The following is a 21756-nucleotide window of genomic DNA, read 5'->3' as shown; positions in this document are numbered from 1 at the left end:
CGGCTAGGGCGCGGCCGTGGCCTGGGGCGTTAACCACTACGGCTTCGACATGAGACCAGAAATCAGAGCCTGCAGGGATGCGGTCTGCGACGTGCAGGACGGTTGTCCAGGGCATGTCTCCTAGCCATAGGGGTGGTGGGCTGGGGAGGTCTGCGATGAATGCTTGTGGGCCTGGGGTTCCGCCTGGTTGGGTTGATGGTTTGGCTGGCCAGGGTGGTGGGTTGTCGACGATGGTCAAGCGGGTGTTGGTGCGCAAGGCTTTCCAAGTTGGTTGACGGCGGGTCACCACCATGACCTGTACCCCTGCGGACGCTAGGCGATGGGCCAGCAGGCGGGCCGGGGGTGGTGGGCCGAGCAGTCCGATGCGGACTGGCGCACGACGGACCATGGGCACCAAAATCTCAGCTCCATGTTGGTCGAAGCCTAGTTGGACACCGGACACCGGTATTTCCAGGGTCATTGGCGCACCAATCCTATTGCTCCCACCAGGTTTCGGGCTCCTCCGCCCAAGGGCAGCGTCGCCACTAGTCCAAGTCGCTGGCCCATTTCTGTCGCTATGCCGCTTGCCAGCAGTTCGTCTCGGGCTCTTCTGGGGTCTGTCGATACGAGGCGCACTGTGACTTCGTCTGCGATGACTGAGATGTAGGAGATTTCCGCTGCGCTTGCCGTCACCTGCAATAGACGTTGCCAGTCGGCTGTACTCGAACGCAGGCAGCAATGACTTGCCGAGTTCACAGTGAACATTGTGGACAGCTCGGCGCTGCTCAAGGGGGAAGCTTTCAGGTTTTGGTCGCCCAGAAGGACTTGGAGGCGGGCTGCGGCCGCCACCAGCGCTGCACGGGCGCCTTCGGCTCCGCCGCCTCTTTCGAACACCGCTTCCTGCGCCCACATTGGTTCGTGGCGCAGGACTATCCACACGCGACGGGTTAGGCCGCGGAACTGTTCGATGAGGACTTGGGTTCCCGCTAGGCCTGAGGGGTCAGTGGCTGCGAATGTGGTGAGGTCGGGCAGGCGGATTGGGGTGCCGGTGTCTATTTCCAACACCGCCGTGAAGCCTTGGCCGTCTCCTATCACTCCAACGGGTGGGCCGTTGCGGTTCGGGGCGTTGATCACTTGGGGCTTGGCCAGTGGTTCTTCCGCTTCCAGCCACGCTATTGCGCGTTTGTCCACTTTGAGCACCGAAAAAGCTACGACGAGCAGGCCAAGAGCTAGCAGGGTCCACCCGAATGGGTTACGCATCAGCGCACCTGCCACCATCGCGCCGATTCCCGCTTCTATCGCGAGTACCCGACCTAGGGCTTTCATCTGCTCACCACCAAGTGGGCCGCTAAGGTGAAGCCAGTATCGCAGGGAAGGAACCCGGACGCCGTGGCAAGCACGCGGGATCAGCTCGAGGCCTACACGTACGAGGGACGCCGGCAGGTCACCAGCCTGATGGTCGGCTCCGACGAAGCCATCGCCGACCCGAGGCGTCGGATCAACCGGGTCACGATTGGCAGCATTGTCATCGCGGTGCTGGTGATGGCTGGGTTTGGGATCGCTGGATTCCTTGGTGGTGGGCGCGGTCCTGAGCTTCCGGAGGCTGGCGCCGTCATTCTCAAGGGTTCTGGTGATCGCTATGTCGTTGTGGACGGTCGCGTTCATCCGGCGCTGAACCTGGCTTCGGCGCTTCTTGTTGGCGGCGGGAATCTCACCGAGGTACGGCAGCGCGCGCTCGACACCAAACCCCGTGGGTTGCCGGTGGGTATTCCTGGCGCACCGGATGCCTTGCCTACCAAGGATCAGTTGACCAATGGCGCGTGGACCGTGTGTGTTGTTCCGTCACAGTCCACTTCGGTCCCGCCTGCTGTCACCCTCACTGTTGGGGATTCCGCTCCCGCGGAAGGGGTTCTTGGCAAGAACGCGGGCACGATCGTGCAGGATCCTGACGGGCAGCATTGGCTCATCGCTCACGGCCGGAGGTTCAAGTTCACTGGCAACAGCCAGGTTGTCCTTGGCCTGCAACGGGCTTCCGCGGCACGCGTTCCCGCCGAGGTGCTCAACACCATTCCTGAAGGGCCTGAGCTGGCTGAGCCGAGATTGCCGGATGGTCGGGATCGTGCGCCTTCCTTCACGTTGCCCGTGAGTGCAGCGATTGGTGATGTCGCTGAGGCTGATCGGCAGCATTTCGTTGTGCAGTCCGATGGGTTGAGTCCCATCTCGGAACCGGCTTTTCTTTTGCTGGCCGCGGGTGGCAGTCGCAAGTTGACGTTGCCGACCGCCGCTGTTTTCTCCGCGCCGCAGTCGAGGCGGCCGGTTCCGGATCAGCGGGGCTGGCCTGGTGAGGTGCCTGAGATCACCGACCTGGAACGGGATCATCCGTTGTGTATCAGCACGACTCCTGGTGAGCCCGCTGGCGATGCGGCGTGGCAGGTCAGGGTCAGCACTCCGTCTACTGTGGCCCGTCGCGCCGCTGTCGGCAGCAAGAGCGGGGACGTGCCTGGCATTGTGTCCGAAGTGGTCATTCCGCCAGGGGCAGGAGCGTTGGTCAAAGGGGCGTCCGCGGCGGGTCAGGATGGGGTCTACACGCTCGTGACGGACGCTGGTCAGCGTTATCCAGTGCCTACAGAGGACGCTGTCCGCAGGCTTCGATACGACCCGGCTGCCGCGAAGAACGTGCCTTGGCCGTTCGTGTCGCTTCTTCCCACTGGCCCGGTTCTGGATCCGGTCGAAGCTGCGAAGGAGTTCGGCGGGACGGGTTAGGCCACTGGCCAGCTGATGATTTTGGCCTGAGCGCTGCCGGGCAGGGTGGCGAGCTTGCGTACAGCTCCGTCCATACCGACTCTGACGACCGCCACGACGTCCGAGGAGACCTGCACAGTCAGCACGATCGCCTCACCCATCACACGAACACCGTAAACGCGGCCCATGCTGTTGCCGTACGCACTATCAATATCGCCCGCCAGCTGCATGTCTGTCACTGGCGAGCGGTACAGCTCCGCCGTCACACCGTCGGCTGCGATGGACTTCGTGACGAACCAGCTGATGCGCTTCGTACGCTGGTCCGACACGCGTTCGTTGAACGCGAGGGCGACATCGCTGGGATCAATCCACCCGGCCATGCCCGACGCGTCCAGCAAGATGCCACTACCCCCGGGCTTCTTGGCCGGTGGCAGCACCTCAGCCCGGACCAGGCGCTTGCCATCGGTCTGCGCCCAGGCGGACAACGCGCCGGCGCGGAAAGGTACGCCCGTGGACGTTGCCCAGCCGACCGTCCCATCGGTGTGGATCACCGGCGTGCCTTGCGCGGTCGAGTCGCTGATCGGCGCACACCGTTCGGCAGGAGCGTCCAACGCAGGCAGGAGACACCATCCGGATGCCACGATGTAGTCAGCGGCGTTCGGCACACCATTCGGCCGCTTGGACATCAGGACGCGGCCGTTGCCAGGCAGGGACGCCGGCTTCCAGTCCGCGTTGCCTACTTTGGTCAGGCGCAGGCCGGCCAGCTCGACCACGCCGTCCTCGACGACGATCGACCGCAGATCAGGCGACAGGTCCGGCATCACGATGGAGTCGACGGGTGCCGTCGACTGGTTGTACCGCACTCCATCCGCCTCCAAGGGCACGTCCGAACTGCCCGCCGTCGTGGCGGTCACCTTGCAGCGGACCTTGATCTGTCCGGAGTGGACGTCGACGGCAATCACCTCATCGGGTGCTTGCAAAACCCCGATCGACGTCAAATCCGCAGGCCAGGCGCAGCCTTCCGAACCGGACTCGTCAGCCGATGTACACGCAGCGAGCACCAGTGCGATCGAAACCACCGAACAGGTTAATTGCCGTGATCGCACCTGGCCGCCTTTCGTCGGGTGTGCCTATCCTGCCATTGGATTCATCGTCAGGGGGCGACATATGAGTTTTTCACACGAACAGCTCGCCGCTAAGGCAGGCGTCGACCCATGGAAGCTGCGCGACAAGCTGACCGCGGGAAACCCGGCTGAGATCACCAATCTCGCCAAGACGTTCGCCGACGCCAGTGGCGAGGCGCAGCTGTCGACCGATCTGGCCAAAGAGGCGTCCGAGCTCACCGCTCAGGGCTACACAGTGGACAACAGTCCCGTGCACGACCCGGCGAAGCACGTGCAGGACACCAAGAAGCTCCTTGGCGACGGCGGCGAGAAGATGGGCAAGATCGCCAGGATCCTCGACTCCATCTCCGACGAGCTGGAAGGCCGGATCAGCCACGCGAAGACCGGGGTGTCCACACTCGAGGGCGAGATCAAGACCATCGAGGGCCAGTGGGGCGAGTTCTGGCGCAAGAACCACAACATGATGGATCCCAACGACCGTCAGTCCACTCTGAACACCTACATCGAGCAGGCCGTCGGCCGGGTCAGGGAACACGGCAACGCCATCAAGACCTCGGTCGACTCCTACGAGACCACGCTGGCCACGCATCTGAAGTCTATGGCGGACCTCGGCTACATCCCACCGGACAATGTGGACGAAGGCCCTGGCGACGTCAATATCAGCGTCGACGCGGCCAACGCCGACGGCCAGCAGACCAAGGACGGCCTCGGCGAGCAGCCACCGAGTGCCGAAGGCGTTGACGCCATTCAGGACGGTTCGGGCACGATCGCCCTGCTGAACGCCAAGGTAGCCGCAGGACATCAGCTCACCGAGGCGGAACGCGCGTACATGAACGCGTGGTACGACAAGGTCGGCGCGGACGACCTGTCGAAGATCCCCAAGTACGTCACCGATGCCGCGCCAGGGCGCACCCGCGAAGTAGTCAGCCCGATCGCCGACGGCATCATGAATCTGTCCAAACCGTACACAGATTCTGCCGGTCACAACGTGGTCCCCGGCAAGGACCAGATGCCCAAGGCCGTCCAGGACCTGATGGGCACCAAGGTCGGCCACCGCGACGAGGACACCGGCCTGCTGTGGCCGAACAAGGATCTCAACAACACCAAGGACATGCACGTCGAGGGGCTGAACCGGTGGAACGGGTTCGCCGACCTGATGGAGACGTCCACAATAGACGGTGGAACGGAGTTCACCAAGCAGCTCGGCAACGAAGCGATCCGGGTCAAGCAGGAACTCAACGCGATCTCCGGCAACACCACCGAGGGCTTGCGGTACGCCACGGGCGGAGAAGGCGGTCCGGAGGCGTTCGCGAAGCTCAAGGAGCAGACGTCCGACAGCGGTGTCAGCGACATGCTCAAAGTGGTCGGCCGCAACGAGGACGCCTCGGCGCAACTGTTGCTGGACAAGAACTCCCGTCAAGCCCTGATGGGCTTGAACTGGCGTGACGAGGGCGGCGCGGCCGCCGTGATCCACGGAGGCACCGACCGTGACCCGAAGGACGGCGGTGGCGGCGAAGCGCAAGCGCGGGCAGCGGTGGAAGTAGTCAAGGAAGTGGCCAGCGACCGCGACGGCTACCTGCACCGGATGGGCGAAGGTGTGGAAGACGCGGTGAAAGACGTCGGCGTGCAGTACATGGACTCGTTCACCCGCGAGGGACCGAAATCAGAGTACAAGGACGGCCTCACCGACGTACTGGGCCGCAAGGTCGGCCCTGGCTTCGAGCTGACCACCCGTGACCGGGACCTGTTCCTACAGTTCATTTCCGGCACCGGCGACGACGACGCGACGGACTTCCACACCAAAGCCACCGCGTACAACCAGGTCATGCTCACCGAGGCGTTCAAACACGGCGACGCCACGAAGGTCAACCAGGCACTGATCGAGGCGGGCAGGCTGGACGGCGCGGTCACCCAGGCCAATTTCGACTACACCTTCGACGTCACCAAGGAAGCGGACAAGGAAGCGGCAGCCGCGCACCGAGCGGAATCCATGCGCAACACGGCGATCAAGAGCGGCATCTCGGTAGCGACCACCCTGGTGGCGGCTGGCGTGACGGTGGGAACGGCCGGTACGGGCGCTGTGCTCGTCGGCCCCGCGGTCAGCCTGACCAACGCGCTGGTCAACGGCGGCGCGAACTTCGCCTTCATGGACGACCCCGCACCACAGCCCCAGCTTCCCGGTAAGAGGGACGAACTGTTCCGCCAGGATCGCGCCGAGTACGTCACCCGCCGGGATCTGTTGATCACCTCAGCTGCCCTCAACGCGGGTGTCGTCGATCCGGCCGATTTGCCGCCAGGACTCGTTTCACGCGACGCCCAGGGGAACTACACCCTGCAAGCGCCTGGGGACATCGACGGCAGCGAGGAGAAGAAGAACCTCAGCATGGCGTCACACCGGGCGGTCAACGCCTACGAGGCAGCGCATCGGACTCCCACCGACAGCGCGGACGTCGACACGCTGGCCTACGACGTCGAGCGGGGCAACCGGGCCACGGGCACTCAAGACGTGGACACGCCTCGAAACTCGCCGTGGAGCAACGAGGAACAAGCCCGCGTGCTGCTCTACGGCGACAACGTGCCCAAGGACGGCAAGGTCAGCGGTATGCGTGAGGAACGGGTGCCGACGGAGACCGGTCGTTTTTACGAGTACTACCGAAGTTGAGCTATCGCGGCATGTTCCGCGCCGCGGACTGGGTCTGCACGTCTGCCTGACGGGCAAGCTCGGCGGCGGCGAGGGACCTGCTGGCCAGGTCGTCCAGGTCGATTCCGGCCTTGGTCAGCTCACTGCCCATCCCCTCGAACAGCTTGATGAGCCTGCCGGAGGCTTCCTGGGCGCCGGCGATCTGGCCGAACGCGCCCGTGGGCATGAGTCCTTGCTGCAGCTCCATCACGAGCTGGTCCTTCTTCTGCTCACGCAGGCGGCTCGCGGCCTTCTCGAGCAACTCGGCGTCGAACACCTGGCGGTCTCCGGCACCCCAGCCGTACGCGTCACCCATTCTCGTGTCCTTTCAACTGCGGATCGCGCCGCACGACTCGACGAAGTTGTCGCGCGCGTCGGTCAGTTTGCGGTTGACCTCCGTCACCCTGGATTCGTCTTTGGTCCTGGCGACGTCGAGCTCCTCGTCAACGGCGGCAAGGAAGGCGTCGAGGTCTTTGATCACCACGTGGGTCTCCGGCACACCTGCCTGGATCAACAGCGGTCGCTGGCGTGTCGGGGTCTCTTTGAAGGTGGGGGCGACGCGCAAGGTCTCTTCCCAGCTCCGCTCCGGAACCGGCTTGTTGGCCTCGACAAACGACGTGGCGACGCCGTACCAGCCAACGACCGCGCCATGCATCGAGAACTGCGCCTGGTGACACAGCGTTGGCGCGATCTTCTTACCGCCGGGCAGCGGTTCGATCTGCCGGGGCACTCGGCTCTTTGTCGTCGTTGGCGGCGGAGTGCTCGTTGTTGTGGTCGGTGTGGACACCGGCGCAGGCTGTCCGGCCTGCGGCTCTGAGGTGCAGCCGGCGAGCACGCATGCCGACAGCACAGCGATGATCTTGGTCGCCCGGTTGGTCATAGCCCCCAGCATGTCAGGTGACTCACATCCGGTCGGCGATGTCGTTCACCACTGCCTGATTCGCCACTTGGGTCGTGGTGACCGTGAGGTCGTCACCGGCGTTGGCCACCGAGTCGGCACGCGCGGCCTTGTTGTCACGCCCCTGTCCCGCTGAACGGGCTCCTTTCGCCTGATCCTGCTGGGCTTGGGACAGCGCACCGGCGAACGACGAGGCGATCGGGACGTCACCGAACGGGCTCGCGGAGACGCTGGCTCCACGCAGCTTGTTCGACACCTCCTCGGCCGAGTCGCCCGACTGCCTGCTGCGTCTGGCTCCGTTGCGGAGCTCGCCGGTGTCGTACTTCATGTCGGCCACGGCTAGTCCTCCCCCAGGATGCCCCGGGTGGCTGGCTGGCCGCTCGACCACACGTCGTCCTCGACCATCCACTCTGGACGCTCGACCATCTTGCGCTTCTCTTCCTCTTTCCCCTGACCGCCCCACGTGCTCGACGGCTCGGTGAGGTAACGCGCACGTGTCCGGCGTGCGCCACCGCCTTCCGCCCCTGCACCACCAGCCTGCATCGGCGGGAAGAACGGACGGCCACCTTGCGCGGCCTCCCGCAAGCCAAGCTGTTGCGCGGCAAATGCTTTGGCGGCCATGTCGTTGGCTGCCTTGGCACCGAGCTGGGCGACGGCCGGGTTCATCGCGGCAAGGCTGGGCGGAACCACTCCCCCGTACAGGCTGCCCACCGCGCCGCTGGTCATCAGGGCCGGTGTCACGCCGCCGAAACCGCCAAGCAGGCCACCGGTGGTGCTCACGCCGCCCTCCAGTCCTTCCAGGCGTGAGGCGTACTGGGTCACGTCGCCGAACGGTTTGCCGGTGACCGGGTCGATCCATTTCCCGCTGACCGGGTCGAATTCCCTGCCACTGCCCGGATCCACGAGGAATCCGGTTGTCGGGTCCTTCACCCAGCCCTGGAAGTCACCGCCGTCCTTGCCGACCACAGAGGACTCAGGAAAGTCGGTCTTTCCCGGCAGTTCCTTGTTGTCGGTGCCCGGCCGGTCGGTGGATCCCGGCGGCGGATCGCCGACGACTGGTCGCACGGCGTCAGTCGAACCGGTCGAATCAGCGGTTCCCGTTGAGCCCGTGGACGTCGTGGTGCCCGTTCCGCCGTTGGTCGCGGGAACCGGCGGCACATCACCGGGATTGAACGCGGCATACGCCTGCGACCACTTGTCGATCTCGACGCTGAGCACCTCGGCCGCCTGCTCCTCGGCACGCTTGATCGCGGCCATCCGGGAGCCGCTCAACGCGTCCTCCGGGCCGACGATCTGGTCGACGCGCGCGTTGAACTCGTGTTCCTGCTTGGATTTCGTCCACTGCGCGGCGGTCCCCACGTCACCGGCGTTGGACAGCCCGGCAGCCACCGTGTCGGCCTGTTTCGCGATGGTCTCCAGCCAGGTCGCGATCGGCACGGCTCTGGCACCGAAGTTCTGGTACGGCGCGCCGTACTGCGCCGTGACCTCGTCGGCGGTGCCCTTGGTGTGGGACGCCGCCGTCCGGCACGCCGCCGCGAAGTTGCGCCACGCATTGCCAACCGCGCGCAACGAATATGGCTGGCCGCTCTCCAGAATTTCGCAGGCCTCGGAATAGGAGTACTTCGCCATCGTGCCCCCTTGGCGACTCAGCCGCGGATTACCCTGCTCATCTGCTGGTTGGTGTCGACCGCGATATTCCCGACGTTGCGGACCGCGTTCATCTGGCTCTGCAACTGGGCGGTGTACTGCTGGGTTTTCTGGTGGTACTGGGTGCTGCGCTCCTCAAGCGACGATCCGGTCAGCGCGTCGAGCGCCTCGGAAACAGTCGCCGTCAGTTTGCCGCGCACACCTTCCCAGACGCGGTCCCATTCCTGCTGACTTCCCTGCGTCGCCTGGGCGATACGGGCGATGTCGCCGTCCTTGAATTCGATGTACGTCATAATCGCTCCCCTCACATTCCGTCGTATACCGCGCCGGACGGGCTGCCGGACGCGCCACCTCGGGCCGCCTGCGTGGCCTGGTCGGACCCCTCCATCGCCACGTGCCTGAGTTTGACCAGGTCAGCCTTGAGCTGGTCGAGCGTCTCGGCCAGCGCGCGCCCGCCGCCACCGAGGTCGTTGAACGTGGTCGAGGTGATCTGCCCGGCCGGCGCCTTCATCGCGACCTCGCTCATTCCGGCCTGGGCGAGAATGCGCTTGGTAATCCCCTCCATCTCGGTCAGCGCGGTGGCAACCACCTGCTCGGCGGCCTGGACCTGGGCCAGATCGATCTTCATTCCAGGACTGCCCACGACATTCCCCTCCTAGTCGATTTCGGTCCCACTGTAATCGCCAAAATCCGATGCGATAGAAGTTTTCACCAAACCGTGGTTGTCAGTTACCCAATGTGACCGGATCCATTCTGGCCAGCTGCACGGGGACCATTCCGAGCCGGTGATGGATAAGTGTGCCGCGACCAGGAGGTTGTTTGCGCGGCTGGACGCCGTAAAGCGCGCCTTCCTCCCGTGACGCGCTCAACAACACGCCAGGAAATGCGAGTTCACGCATGGCACCGAGCACCGGATCCATCATCATCGCCTTGCCGGCGCCACCGGCCCGGCGCGCGATGTAGAGGTGCAGCCCGATCTCCCGTGCCTGTGGCAGGAAATCGACGAGCTGGAGCAGCGGATTCGACCCCGTGGCGACCCGGTCGTAGTCGTCGACGAGGACGAAGATCTCCGGCCCGGTCCACCAGCTGCGGCTGCGCAGCTGTTCGGGGGTGACGTCCGGCCCAGGCAAACGTTTGTCCGTGATGCCCTTGGCCAGGCCGGCGATGACCTCGTTGGTCTGCTGCGCGGTGGCCGCGTAGCCAAGCACCGAGTCGCCGCTGAACTCGGCGACCATGGTGTGCTTGTGGTCGATGATGATCAGCTTGGCCTCGTGCGGCTCGAAGTTCTGCACGACCTGGCGCGCGACCATGCGCAACGTCGAGGTCTTGCCGGACTCGGCGTCCCCGATCAGCAGCAGTCCCCGGTCCTGCCGCAGGTCGAAGACCAGCGGCTCGAGCCGCTGCCCTTCCACGCCGAGCGCGATGCCCTGGTCAGCGGCAGGCAGATCGGCGAACTCCAGCAGTTGCGGCAGCAGCCGTACAGGCGGCGCGGGCGGCCCACTCCAGGCCTCGGACACGCGTCGGACCAGGTCAGCGACCCCGACGGACAGGTCTGCCGCGCTCCGCCGCCCGTCGATGCGCGGAACGGCGGCAAGGTAGTGGTACTTCGCCGCGCTGACACCGCGTCCCGGCCGGTCCGCGGGCACAGCCGCCTGCAGCTTGCGGTCCACTTCGGAATCCAGCGAGTCGCCGAGCTTGAGCTCCAGTTTCGTGCCCACCAGGTCACGCAGGCCAAGCCGCAGATCGAGGTAGCGGTTGGCGGTCACGATCACGTGCACGCCATAGCTGAGCGAACGCCCCATCAGCGCGGTGATCCCGGTTTCCAGGTCCTCGTACTCGCGGCACAACGTCGACCAGCCGTCGATCACCAGGAACACGTCGCCGAACTTGTCGTCGGTGACGTCGCCCTGCGCCCGCATACGCCGGTAGTCGGCCATCGAATCCACGCCGAGCTCGCGGAACCGGACTTCGCGGTCCTGCACGACACCGCTGATCTCGCCGATGACCCGGCGGACGACCTCTGCCTCCTGCCGCCCGGCGACTCGCCCGACGTGCGGCAATCCGGCCATCCCGAACAGCGTGCCGCTGAAGTCCAACGCGTAGAACTGGACCTCGGCTGGCGTGTGGCGCAAGGCAAGCGCCGAGATCAAGGTTCTGAGCAAAGTGGACTTTCCAGACCCTGGCCTTCCCACGATCGCAACGTGTCCCCCGGCGCCGTCGAGTGCGACGGTCAACGGGTCGCGGCGCTGGTGATACGGCCGGTCGACGGTGCCCAACCGCACGCGCAACGGCGGCGAGTCGGGGTCCGCACCGAGCCCTCTGCCTTCGCGCACTTGCAGGTCAGGGAACAGAATGTCCAATGTGTCCGGCTCATCCAACGGCGGCAACCACACCTGCCTCGCGGGAGACCCCTTGCCCGCCAACTGTTCCACCATCACGGTCAGCAACGTGGGAAGCTCGGTCCCGTCGGTGTCCTCGGGTTCTGGTGAGGGGACCTCGATTTGGGCCGGCACTGGAAGCAAGCCAGCCGGGAAGCGCCTGATGTCGGCCGCACCGGCCAGGACGTAGGCCGCCTCCGCTTCGTTGCCACGATAGGCGCCGGAAACATAGGCGGCGCGGAACCTTTTGAGATCCGAGGCGTCGTCCTTCAAGAACCCGTGTCCTGGCGCGTTCGGCAACGCGGCCGCATCAGTCACACCGAGCACCGCCCGGCTTTCCTGTTCCGAGAACGTGCGCAGGCCGATTCGGTACGACAGATGGGATTCCAGGCCACGCAGCCGTCCCTCGTCAAGGCGTTGCGAGGCAAGCAAGAGGTGCACACCTAGCGCTCGGCCGAGGCGGCCGATCTGGGCGAACAGGTCGGCGAAGTCGGGTTTCTGGCTCAACAGCTCCGAAAACTCGTCGACCACAATGAACAATGTGGGCAATGGCGCCAGCGGGACGCCGCGCAGCCGTGCCTGCTCGTAGTCACGCACCGAGACCAGGTTTCCGGCCGAGCGCAGTACTTCTTGCCTGCGGTTGAGCTCGCCGGACAGGGCTTCCTGCATGCGGTCGACCATGCTGAGGTCGCGTTCCAGGTTGGAGATCACGGCGGCGACGTGCGGCAGGCGTTCCATCTCCGCGAACGTGACGCCGCCCTTGAAGTCCACGAGCACCATGTTGAGCTGGACCGGCGGGTGGGTGGCCGCCATGCCGAGCACCAGGGTGCGCAGCAGTTCGGACTTACCGGAGCCGGTGGCGCCGATGATCAGGCCGTGCGGGCCCATTCCCTCGTCCGAGGACTCCTTGATGTCCAGGTGCAGCACGGTTCCGTCAGCCGAGATGCCGATCGGCACCCGCAGCCGGTCTTTCAACGGCCGCGGTTTCCACAGCGTCTCAAGGTCAAGCGTGCCGGGGTCGTCCACATTGAGCAGACCGGGCAGCGTCTGGTCCACCGTGGACAGATCTTCGCTCTGCGCGGTGGCGACGTCGAGGCGGTAGCCGGACAGTTGCCGGGCCAGCGCCTCAGCCACCGGGACGGCCATCTTCGCGGCCGTGCCGAGATGGTCCTGTTGCGATCCGACACGGACATCAAGCCTGCCGTCGTCCACCGTGAGCTGCATGCCATGCTGCGTGACCAGGTCTGCCGCCCGGCCGTCAAGATCGATGACAGTCACGGCCTGCAATCCATCAAGGACCAGTTCGCTGCCGAGCACGATGCTGCCGTCCAGCACCACGACCATATGCGGAACTTCGGGATCTGGTTCTGCGGAACGGTTGAACCGCGGGCGCCCGGTCAGCTGAGCGCCTAGCCATTCTTCGAGCGTGCCGAGCATCGGGTGGATGAGCCGCAGCCGTCCGGCGTGATCGACCTGGTCCGGGTGTTGGGCGTGTGGCAACCACTTCGCCCACGACCATCGTTCGCCGTCGGGTTGATCCGTGCAGATGACGACTCGCAAGTCGTGTGGTGCTTGGAAAGTAGCCGCGTGTGCGATCAATGCGCGCACCAACGAACGCGCTTGGTCACGGTCGCCGCTGATACCGATCGCGGCGAACCGGCGCAGCGACAACTCGACCGGAAGGTCGGGAACAACCGAGTGGGTCACCAGGAAACGCTTGAGCGCCAGCACACACAGCGAATCGAGATCCTCGACCGGACCTGACTCTCCCGGTTGGAGCTTGGTCGCCAGGTATTTCGCGCCCAGTGCGATGCGCACAACGCCGAAGTCGGGATCGATGATCCGGCGTTCCCACAGCCGCGGTCCGGCTGCGACCGACCACAGCTGGTCGGGCGGTGGCGAATTCCAGGTCGCGGCCGCGCGTTGGGCCTCAGCAGCGCGCCGGACCTGCGCACGGGTCCGCTCCAGGTAGCGCAAGTAGTCGCGACGCTGCTGTTGAGCGTCACCCTTTTGGGTGGATCTCGCCCGCAGCAGCGAGCCGCCGACCATCGCCAGCGACGAGAACAGGAAGAACGATCCGGCGACGTAGGTGATCGGGTTCGGCGGGCCCGCGAACAGGTAGGCGACCGATCCCAAACCGCTCAACGCCGGCAACGCCGTCAGCCAGGTGTTCCCAGTGTCCACTTTGACCAGCTCAGGCGGGGGTTGGAGAGCGACGACGTTCTCCGGTACGGCCGGCCGTGGCGTCCTGGGTGGACGGCGGAACAAGGTCGTGGACACGGCTGATCTCCCCGGTTCACCAGGCTTACAGTGCGCGACTGGTCATAACCTTAGGGTAGGCGCAGACGATGGGGAGCACCGTGACGACCACACACCACTCGACTGGCGGATACTGCCGGATCAGGTTGGCAGGCCCGCGTACACGCGTCGATCTCGCAGTTCCGTCGGGTGTTCCACTGGCGGCACTGCTGCCGACGTTGCTCAAACACGCGGTTGACGAGAAGGACGAAGGCGAGGCCGGCGGCTGGACGCTGAGCACCATCGACGGCGGCGCACTCGATCCCGCGGCCAGCCTGACCGCGTCCGGTGTGCGTGAAGGCGACCTGCTTGTCCTGCACCCGGCCAACGACCGCAATCCGCCGCCGCTGTACGACGACGTGGTCGAGGTGATCGGCGAGAACTCCATCGATTCCGCGTGGGGGACAAAGCAAACCCGGGCAGCGTGCGCGGTTCTGATCACCGCGTCTGTCCTCGGGGGACTGGCCGCAGTGGCTGCCGGGAAGGGAATTCTTCCGGGGATTCTCGCCGCGGTGGCGTGCGTGCTGCTTCTGCTCGGCGGAGGTGCGCTGTCGAGGGCTTTGGGCGATGTTCCGGCGGGAATTCTCGGTGCCACACTGGCGATCCCGGCGGGTGCGGTGGCAGCGGCGAGCTTGCTTGGTGGGACGTGGGGAGCCGGGCACGCGCTGCTGGCGTTCGCGGTGGTGCTGTTGGTGTCCGCGCTCGGGCCGGTCGTTGTCGGCGGCGGTGACGCGGTGTTCGCCGCGTTCACGATGATTGGTGTGTTCGGCTGCTTGGGCAGTCTGATCGTGGTGCTCGACGCGGGATCCCCAGCTGCCGCCGCCGCGGTCGTCGCGCCGCTCGCGCTCGCGATGACGACACTGATGCCCGTGCTGGCGTTGCGGATTTCGAGATTTCCCAGGCCTCAGCTGCCGCGCACTGTGGACGATCTGGCCAACACGCCAGGACAGGTCGAGTTCGACACTGTGCTGCAACGGGTTCGTCGCGCGCGGCTCATGTTGTCCGGCCTGGTTGCGGGTTGTCACGCGACTATCGCAGTCGGCATCGCCATTCTCGCAGCCGCCGGTGACGCGTGGGCGTGGTCGTTGGCGGGTGTCTTGTTCTTGCTGATGCTGTTGCGTGCCAGGCTTTTCCGGGAAATTCCTCAAGTGGCGTCCCCGATTCTCGCTGCGGTCCTTGCGTTGCCCGCGGGTGCCGGTGTCGCCGTGGCACAGGCTGCGGGCAACAACACCATGCTGCTCGGCGTCGTGCTGCCGATTCTCCTTGTCGGCGCGGCCATTGCGACTTTGGTCGGTATCGCAAGTGGACGGCACGCGCCGAACCCTCGTACGTCCCGGTTGCTCGACATCATCGAAACCACGTTGCTGCTGACGGTCGTCCCACTCGCGCTGGCCGTCTGGGGAATCTACCGCCTGCTGCTGGATTTGGGCGGATGATGGTCACCCGGTTGGCTTTCATCGTGGCCTTGCTGACCACTCTCGCTGTGTTTCCTGGCACGGCGCAGGCAGCGTGCAGGCAGGATCCCGTTCCTGGGCCTTCGCTTCCGAAGACCGCGCCACGTGATCCGATGCTGGATCGGCTTGGTCTTGAACGGGTGTGGGAGATCTCGACCGGCGCTGGCGTGACCGTCGCCGTGATTGATTCCGGTGTGGACGGTCGACATCCCAAACTGAGCGGCGCGATGCTGCCCGGTGTCGAACTCTCCCCCGTTGGCGATCCACGCGGGTTCACCACAGCGCCCAGCAGCATGGAAGACTGCGAAAACCATGGCACGTCAGTGGCTGCACTCATTGCCGGGAGCGATGCCGATGACGACCGTGTCATCGGAGTGGCTCCCGGCGCCAAGATCGTGCCGATCCGTTTCACCGTGCCTTTCCAGCAGGCGACCGACGCGATGGTTGCCGAGGCAATCCGGCTGGGCGCTGAACGCGCGCAGGTACTCAACCTGTCCTTCGCGCTCCCTGTGGACAAACCCGTGATCAAGGACGCCGTCGCCGCGGCGATCGCTCGCGGCGCCGTGGTCGTGGCTGCGGCGGGCAACGAACAGCAGGACCAGCCGGGCGTGACGTGGTATCCGGCCGCGTATGACGGTGTGCTCGCGGTGGCGGCAGTGGACGAGCGCGGCCAGCCGTTGAAGGAGTCCAACCAAGGCCAGTGGATCGACGTGGCCGCACCGGGCAAGGAACTGACCACGGCGTCGTCCGGTGGACGCGGCTACGTCGCGGTGAGTGGCACGAGCTTCGCGACAGCGTTGGCCTCTGGTGTCGCCGCCCTCGTCCGGTCGAAGTATCCAGACATGCCGGTCACCGAAGTGGTCCGCCGGATCACCGCGACCGCAACACCTGTCGCAGGCCAACGCACAGATCGGATCGGCGCCGGGGTGATCGATCCGTTCGCGGCGCTGACCGCGGCGATCCCCGCTCGTGTGCCCTCGACGGCTGCCGGATCTGTCGAGATTGTGCCACTTCCACCGGAGAACACCGGGCCAGCCGGAGTGCTGCTGACCGCGTTGAGTTGGGCAGGCGGGATAACGGTCGCCGCCGTGGTCGCCGCCCTGGGTGGAATCGCCGTCCGCCGGGGGCTTCGCCGCGGCTGGCGCCCTGGCCCGGCGGAGCAGCGAGAGGACGCGCCACCACCGCCCCGGGCTGCCGACGTTGAGCTGACTTAGCAGTACATTCGTTGTTATGCGGAGCCAGAAGATCGAGTTCACCGGGTCGCAGGGTGAGAAGTTGGCCGCCCGGCTGGAGCTGCCCGACGGCGACATCTGGACGTACGCCTTGTTCGCGCACTGCTTCACGTGTGGCAAGGACGTGGTCGCGGCCAGCCGGATCTCGCGTGCGCTCACCGAGTTCGGCATCGCGGTGCTGCGGTTCGACTTCACCGGCCTCGGCGGCTCGGCAGGCGACTTCGGCAACACGAACTTCTCGTCCAACATCGAAGACCTGGTCCTCGCCGCAGACCACCTACGGTCCTCGTACGGACCACCGACGGTCCTCATCGGACACTCACTCGGCGGCGCCGCGGTAATCGCAGCGGCCCATCGAATTCCCGAAGTACGCGCGGTGGCAACGATTGGCGCGCCAGCCGACCCCGCCCACGTCCTGCACCTGCTCGGCGACTCGCACGAGGAGATCGTCGGCAAGGGCCAAGCCGACGTGGTGCTGGCAGGCCGGACCTTCTGCATCCGCAAGCAGTTCCTCGACGACATCGCCGAACAACCACAGACCGAACGAATCAGCAAGCTCAAAGCAGCACTGTTGGTAATGCACTCGCCAATCGACGAGTACGTGGGAATCGAGAACGCCCGGCGCATCTTCGACGCCGCACACCACCCCAAGTCCTTCGTCGCCCTCGACGGCGCCAACCACCTGCTCACGAAGCGAGAAGACGCCGACTACGTCGCCAACGTCCTCGCCACCTGGGTCGCCCGCTACGCCGTCAAGGCCCCAGAACCGGAGGAAGGCCGCGTTGTGGTGTCCGAGAACGGCGACGGCCCGTTCGGCCAACGTGTCAAGGTCGGCCGCCATGTCCTCACCGCCGACGAGCCGGTCCCCGTCGGCAACGACAGCGGGCCGACCCCGTACGACCTGTTGCTAGCCGCACTCGGCGCGTGCACCTCGATGACGATCCGGATGTACGCAGACCGCAAGCAATGGCCGCTGAAGAACGTCTCGGTGCACTTGCATCACACCCGTATCCACGCCGAGGACTGCGCGGACTGCGAGACCAAGGCAGGCATGCTCGATCGCATCGACCGGCGAATCCGCATCGAGGGCGACCTTTCCGCCGAACAACGCCAACGCCTGCTCGAGATCGCCGACAAGTGCCCGGTTCACCGCACCCTGCACTCCGAGATCGAGATCCGCACGACTACGTAGCCGTCGCGTCCACAAACAACTCGGGTTCCCCGAAGCCATCTGGGACCAGCAGCAGCGCCAGGTCCCGCGTATGGATCCACGGCACACCGGCGTCTTCCAGTTCCCCGATGGTTCCGCTGGTGATGCCCAGTGCACTTACGACCGCGTGCGACGCCTCGGTCCCGGCGACGACCAACCGGCGGCAGCCGCGCTCCACGAGGTCCAACGCGAGTTCGGGAACCCGCTCGGGGGTTGAGCGAATCAGCGGGACATCCGGTCTGCCCGCATTGATCATGGCGGTGACCTGCTCGGATGGACCGCAGGCCAACACTGCCGCCTTGCCGGACAGCGGCGGATTCGACGACAGGCTCAATGGTCCTGGCTTGGCGGCCCCCAAGCCGCGAGCGAAGCCCGCAGAACCCGAGGCAGGTCCGCCACCAAGGTCGACCCGTCGAACAAGTGCCCCATGTACACAGCTCGCCGTCGATGCGGAGCACTCGGCACGATCGGGACGGTATCCACGGACATCGCCTCGGCAACCGCGCCAAGGACGGAAGCCGAACCAAATTCGACGTAGATCTGGCTACAACCGTTGCGGCGCAGCCAGTCCACAGCCTCCACAGCGTCAGCAGCCGCGATCACAACCGCGTCACTTAGCTCGACAGATTTCGCTGGCACATCGAACAGAAACAGCGTCCGGAGTCCTTCCGCGCGGAACGCACAGGCGATATCCAGGCCACCGCCCAGGTCTTCCGCAACGGTTCCGATCATCCGGTGAACATAGCGGTGATGTCGGCGTAGGCGATCGCGTCCTTCGTGAAGCCGAATGTGCCGTGCTCCTTGAGTTCACGGGCGGCGGTAATGAAGCTGCCGAGCGCGGTGCGCGACAGCGTGCTGCCGAGGCTGACGCGCCGAACGCCTATTTCCTCCAATTCAGACAGTGAGATCGGTTCACCCGAAAGCCCTATGACCACGTTCACGGGCCGGTCGACCGCGCTGACCACCGCGCGGATCTCGTCCTTTGTGGTCAGACCTGGTGCGTAGAGGCAGTCAGCGCCTGCTTCCTGGTACGCCTGCAACCTGCGAATCGTGTCGTCAAGGTCGGGATGGCCCATCAGGTAGTTGTCGCATCGGGCGGTGAGCAGGAACTTGAACGGCAGGCTGCGCGCCGCGTCCACTGCGGCCTGGATCCTGGCCACAGCGACGTCGACGGAGTAGCGGTCACCCAGCGCGACCTTTTCGCGGCCGTAGCCTCGGTCCTCAATGGAGCCGCCGACAATGCCGGTTCCTGCAGCTTCCACGATGAACTCGCCGACTTCGTCCGGGTCGTCGGCGAAGCCTTCTTCCAGGTCCGCGCTGACCGGCAGGTCTGTGGCTTGCGCGATGGACCGCACGTAGGCCAGCATTTCTTCTTTGCTTGTCGCTCCGTCTCGGCGTCCTACCGAGAAGGCAAAGCCCGCGCCGGTGGTTGCCAGCGCTTCGAAGCCGACGTGCGCCAGGATTCTGCTGGTTCCGACGTCCCAGGGGTTGGGGATGATGAAGGCCTGGTCACGGGCGTGCAGTTCGGCGAACTTCTCGGCTTTTTCCTGCTGAATCGTCACTTCTTCTTGCTACACCAGGCCTCTGACAATTCGCCGACAGTGGGTTCAGGCACTGTTGAAACCCGCTGGTCAGCACCCATTCGGCGGTTGCCTACCGGTCAGTAGGAGCATCGTCACCCCCTGCCATCTGGTAGAACAACACGCGTCACTGGCGGAACTTCGATGGAACCGCGGGCACGCGGCGCGCGTCGGAGCACACGCACTGGGGCATTCGATTCGACTGGGGTGAGGGGCGTTATGCCCAACGGGTTTGGAACCGTTCCCGAGGAACTGCGGAACGCCGCGACCAAGATCGGGGACGTTGTCGGCAAGGTGGTCGGCGCGGTCTGGCAACCTCCTAGCGGTGATTACGGCCATCCTGGCGTCCAACAGGGATGGTCGGCGTTCATCGAGGAGATGAAGAAGAACATCGAGGCGTTGAAAGACAAGGCAGACGGCCACGGCCACGGCCTTGTCACCGCGTCCAAGTCCTATGTGGAGACCGAAGCGCAGGCAGGCAGCCTGCTCAGCAAGGTCGGCGAGGCCCTGCCAGGCGAGGGCACCGGCACCGGCCTGACCGGCGGCGCGGTCGGCATCGCGCCGAGCATCTCCTCGCGGTTGAATCCAAGCTTGGCGTCTGACGCGCCTCCGCCAGGAAGGATGGCGTTCTGATGGCAGCGGAACTCGGGCAGACGATGGATCCGCGGGCGCTCATCCCAGGAATGCCGGAGGCGATCTCCAGCGACCTCAAAGCCCTTGTGGAGAACATCAAACAGGTCGGTTCGGTAGGCCGTGACCTCGGCGGCGTCGACGTTGTGCAGTGGACCGGTGACGCCGCGTCCTCGTTCCTTGAGATGTTCGGCCAGGAACCGCCGAAATGGCTGCAGGCCGTCGAGGACATGGGCATCGGCGGCGAGGCCCTCGCGGACTTCGGCGACACGCTGACCTGGGCGCAGGGCGAGGCCCAGAAGGCCATCGAGATGTACACCTCGGCGATGGCAGCGTCCCGTGCGCACGCCGCACAGGCCTTGGAAGCCGTCGCGAACGGCAACTTCGTCACGCAGGTCACCGACCCCGCCGCGGACGCGTTCCGCAATGCGCAAACGGTCCTGCAGAACGCGCGTGACCAGCTCGCGTCGGCAGGCGGCACGATCGCGGAGATGTTCGGCTTCCAGCCGGACGGCGAAGGCAAGTACACAAAGGACGTCGGCAACGAGAAGACGTTCGGCACCGATGCCCACCAGCAGAACCGCGGCTGGCACGGCAAGGGGATCAACCGCAGTTACGCTCGCGAGTTCGGCAGCCAGAACCAGGGCAACCTCGGCGACATCTTCAGCGGCGTCATGCAGGGCGTGCTGAAGGGGCTCGGCATCGAGATCCCCGAGGGCGAGTGGAAAGCCGACGCGGCGGCCAAGTGGTGGGGCACGGAAGCCGAGGGCAAATTCGACTCCGGCTTCTTCAGCGGCACCGGTAAGGCGAGTGTCGACGTGCTCGGCGCCGAGGCGCAGGCCAACGCCAAGTGGGGCCCTGACGGCCTGACTGCGGGCGCCAGCGCGGAGGCGTATCTTGCCAAGGCAGGTGCCGAAGGGACGCTCAACCTCAGCGAATACTCGAGCGTGTCCGGCAAGGCCGAGGTCTTCGTCGGCGCGAAAGCCGAGGCAGAGGCCAACATCGGCTGGGGCGGCGCGGAGGCGAGCGTCGGCGCGTTCGCCGGTGCGCGCGTCGAAGGCGAGGTCGGTGCGGAGGTCGGCGGGATCGGCGCTGGTGTCAAGGGCGAGGCCTGGGCCGGTGCGGGCGTCGAAGCCGACGCCCAGTTGGGCATGGGCGACGACGGCAAGTTCCACGTCGGCGGCTCGTTCGGTGTCGGCCTCGGGTACGGCGCCAAGCTCGGCTTCGACGTCTCGGTCGACCCCGGCAAAGTCGTCGACACGGTCGGCGACGTCGCGGGCGCCGTCGGCAACACCGTCGAGAGCGCGGGCAAGGCCGTCAACCAGGGGGTCAGCAACGCGGCCAACGCGGCCAAGGACTTCTTCGGACTGTAAAGCGGATGGAGATTCAAGCGAATGGCAACCACGATCCCGGTGCCGATCGAGTTCGCGCTGCCGGACGGATGGCGTGCCGCACCACCTGACGAGGTCGGTTCGCCGCACGTCGCGTTCGTCGCGCTGAAACCGCCCGCGGTCAACGGATTCACCTCGAACATCACGATTTCCGGCGACATCAGGCCGGACGTGCCGCTCGACCAGCTGGCCGACGAGGCGCTGGCCAAGCTGCGCGCGCAGGTCGTACAGATGAAGGTGGGCAACCGCAGCCAGCACGGTACTGCCGAAAACCCTGGCCTGACCCAGGCCGTCCGGGTGCTGATCCAGGCGGGCGGGCGGCAGATGGACGTCGCCCAGCTGCAGGTGTTCATCGGGATGGACGACGTCCGTAACCCGGGGCGCCAAGCCGTGCTGCACATCGTGCTGTCCGCGGACTCCGACGAGTTCGAGCGCGTGATCAGCGACTTCCAGCAGTTCCTGACGACCGTCCGGCCGGATCCGGCGGCACAGAACACCAACGGGGGCTGGTGA

The 21756-nt window shown here is 65.6% G+C and carries 20 protein-coding genes; 8 read left to right on the top strand and 12 right to left on the bottom strand.

Annotation, left to right across the window (positions count from 1 at the left end):
• Nucleotides 1-456 precede the first annotated feature (456 nt).
• Entirely contained in the window at nucleotides 457-1305 is an 849-nt protein-coding gene (locus LWC34_RS01945; RefSeq protein ID WP_233722672.1) for a type VII secretion protein EccE, read from the bottom strand.
• Between the two features lie 63 nt (nucleotides 1306-1368).
• Between LWC34_RS01945 and eccB the strand changes: the two genes are divergently transcribed.
• Entirely contained in the window at nucleotides 1369-2742 is a 1374-nt protein-coding gene (eccB, locus tag LWC34_RS01940; protein ID WP_233722671.1) for a type VII secretion protein EccB, read from the top strand.
• Here the strand turns inward: eccB and LWC34_RS01935 are convergent.
• Nucleotides 2739-3800 carry a hypothetical protein gene (locus LWC34_RS01935; protein WP_233722670.1) on the bottom strand — a complete coding sequence of 354 codons (1062 nt, stop codon included), beginning with the start codon at nucleotides 3798-3800 and terminating at the stop codon, nucleotides 2739-2741. The genes eccB and LWC34_RS01935 overlap by 4 nt on opposite strands.
• Before the next feature lie 88 nt (nucleotides 3801-3888).
• Between LWC34_RS01935 and LWC34_RS01930 the strand changes: the two genes are divergently transcribed.
• Nucleotides 3889-6507 (top strand): putative alpha/beta hydrolase, encoded by a 2619-nt coding sequence (locus LWC34_RS01930; RefSeq protein WP_233722669.1) that lies wholly within the window; start codon nucleotides 3889-3891, stop codon nucleotides 6505-6507.
• 1 nt (nucleotide 6508) lies between these two features.
• On the opposite strand, the gene LWC34_RS01925 is transcribed toward LWC34_RS01930, so the two are convergent.
• From LWC34_RS01925 to eccCa, 7 genes are all read right to left on the bottom strand, one after another.
• Nucleotides 6509-6841 (bottom strand): hypothetical protein, encoded by a 333-nt coding sequence (locus tag LWC34_RS01925; RefSeq protein ID WP_233722668.1) that lies wholly within the window; start codon nucleotides 6839-6841, stop codon nucleotides 6509-6511.
• 12 nt (nucleotides 6842-6853) lie between these two features.
• A complete protein-coding gene (locus tag LWC34_RS01920; protein ID WP_233722667.1) occupies nucleotides 6854-7405 on the bottom strand; it encodes a hypothetical protein in 552 nt (183 codons plus the stop codon).
• Between the two features lie 22 nt (nucleotides 7406-7427).
• The gene (locus LWC34_RS01915; protein WP_233726346.1) at nucleotides 7428-7751 is read right to left on the bottom strand and encodes a DUF2563 family protein; all 324 of its coding nucleotides are present in this window, start codon (nucleotides 7749-7751) and stop codon (nucleotides 7428-7430) included.
• Nucleotides 7752-7762: 11 nt separating this feature from the next.
• A complete protein-coding gene (locus LWC34_RS01910; protein WP_233722666.1) occupies nucleotides 7763-9052 on the bottom strand; it encodes a hypothetical protein in 1290 nt (429 codons plus the stop codon).
• 17 nt (nucleotides 9053-9069) lie between these two features.
• The gene (locus tag LWC34_RS01905; RefSeq protein WP_233722665.1) at nucleotides 9070-9363 is read right to left on the bottom strand and encodes a hypothetical protein; all 294 of its coding nucleotides are present in this window, start codon (nucleotides 9361-9363) and stop codon (nucleotides 9070-9072) included.
• An 11-nt stretch (nucleotides 9364-9374) separates the two neighbouring features.
• Complete coding sequence (locus tag LWC34_RS01900) at nucleotides 9375-9713, bottom strand: hypothetical protein (protein WP_233722664.1); 339 nt, start codon at nucleotides 9711-9713, stop codon at nucleotides 9375-9377.
• An 82-nt stretch (nucleotides 9714-9795) separates the two neighbouring features.
• Complete coding sequence (eccCa, locus tag LWC34_RS01895; RefSeq protein WP_233722663.1) at nucleotides 9796-13728, bottom strand: type VII secretion protein EccCa; 3933 nt, start codon at nucleotides 13726-13728, stop codon at nucleotides 9796-9798.
• A gap of 80 nt (nucleotides 13729-13808) precedes the next feature.
• Between eccCa and eccD the strand changes: the two genes are divergently transcribed.
• Genes eccD through LWC34_RS01880 form a run of 3 tightly spaced genes read left to right on the top strand, consistent with a single transcriptional unit; the run spans nucleotide 13809 to nucleotide 17624 of the window.
• On the top strand, nucleotides 13809-15182 hold the full coding sequence (gene eccD / locus LWC34_RS01890) for a type VII secretion integral membrane protein EccD (protein WP_233722662.1): 1374 nt from the start codon (nucleotides 13809-13811) through the stop codon (nucleotides 15180-15182).
• An 11-nt stretch (nucleotides 15183-15193) separates the two neighbouring features.
• Nucleotides 15194-16414, top strand: a complete 1221-nt coding sequence (gene mycP, locus LWC34_RS01885) for a type VII secretion-associated serine protease mycosin (RefSeq protein ID WP_233722661.1) — start codon at nucleotides 15194-15196, stop codon at nucleotides 16412-16414.
• 16 nt (nucleotides 16415-16430) lie between these two features.
• Nucleotides 16431-17624, top strand: a complete 1194-nt coding sequence (locus LWC34_RS01880; RefSeq protein ID WP_233722660.1) for a bifunctional alpha/beta hydrolase/OsmC family protein — start codon at nucleotides 16431-16433, stop codon at nucleotides 17622-17624.
• On the opposite strand, the gene LWC34_RS01875 is transcribed toward LWC34_RS01880, so the two are convergent.
• The 3 genes from LWC34_RS01875 to LWC34_RS01865 are packed head-to-tail and all read right to left on the bottom strand — an operon-like array spanning nucleotide 17617 to nucleotide 19204.
• On the bottom strand, nucleotides 17617-17976 hold the full coding sequence (locus LWC34_RS01875; RefSeq protein WP_233722659.1) for a nucleotide-binding domain containing protein: 360 nt from the start codon (nucleotides 17974-17976) through the stop codon (nucleotides 17617-17619). The genes LWC34_RS01880 and LWC34_RS01875 overlap by 8 nt on opposite strands.
• Nucleotides 17973-18374, bottom strand: a complete 402-nt coding sequence (locus tag LWC34_RS01870) for a four-carbon acid sugar kinase family protein (protein WP_233722658.1) — start codon at nucleotides 18372-18374, stop codon at nucleotides 17973-17975. The genes LWC34_RS01875 and LWC34_RS01870 overlap by 4 nt, the downstream gene beginning before the upstream one ends.
• Entirely contained in the window at nucleotides 18371-19204 is an 834-nt protein-coding gene (locus tag LWC34_RS01865; RefSeq protein WP_233722657.1) for an isocitrate lyase/PEP mutase family protein, read from the bottom strand. Before LWC34_RS01865 ends, LWC34_RS01870 begins: the two co-directional genes overlap by 4 nt.
• Nucleotides 19205-19441: 237 nt before the next feature.
• Here LWC34_RS01865 and LWC34_RS01860 point away from each other — a divergent pair, with 237 nt between their 5' ends.
• The 3 genes from LWC34_RS01860 to LWC34_RS01850 are packed head-to-tail and all read left to right on the top strand — an operon-like array spanning nucleotide 19442 to nucleotide 21756.
• A complete protein-coding gene (locus LWC34_RS01860) occupies nucleotides 19442-19855 on the top strand; it encodes a hypothetical protein (protein ID WP_233722656.1) in 414 nt (137 codons plus the stop codon).
• Nucleotides 19855-21225 carry a putative T7SS-secreted protein gene (locus tag LWC34_RS01855; RefSeq protein WP_233722655.1) on the top strand — a complete coding sequence of 457 codons (1371 nt, stop codon included), beginning with the start codon at nucleotides 19855-19857 and terminating at the stop codon, nucleotides 21223-21225. The genes LWC34_RS01860 and LWC34_RS01855 overlap by 1 nt, the downstream gene beginning before the upstream one ends.
• 21 nt (nucleotides 21226-21246) lie before the next feature.
• On the top strand, nucleotides 21247-21756 hold the full coding sequence (locus tag LWC34_RS01850; RefSeq protein WP_233722654.1) for a hypothetical protein: 510 nt from the start codon (nucleotides 21247-21249) through the stop codon (nucleotides 21754-21756).

It is taken from the genome of Kibdelosporangium philippinense (genome assembly GCF_021390435.2).
Classification (GTDB): Bacteria; Actinomycetota; Actinomycetes; order Mycobacteriales; family Pseudonocardiaceae; genus Kibdelosporangium; species Kibdelosporangium philippinense.
This window is presented reverse-complemented; position numbering and strand designations above follow the sequence as displayed.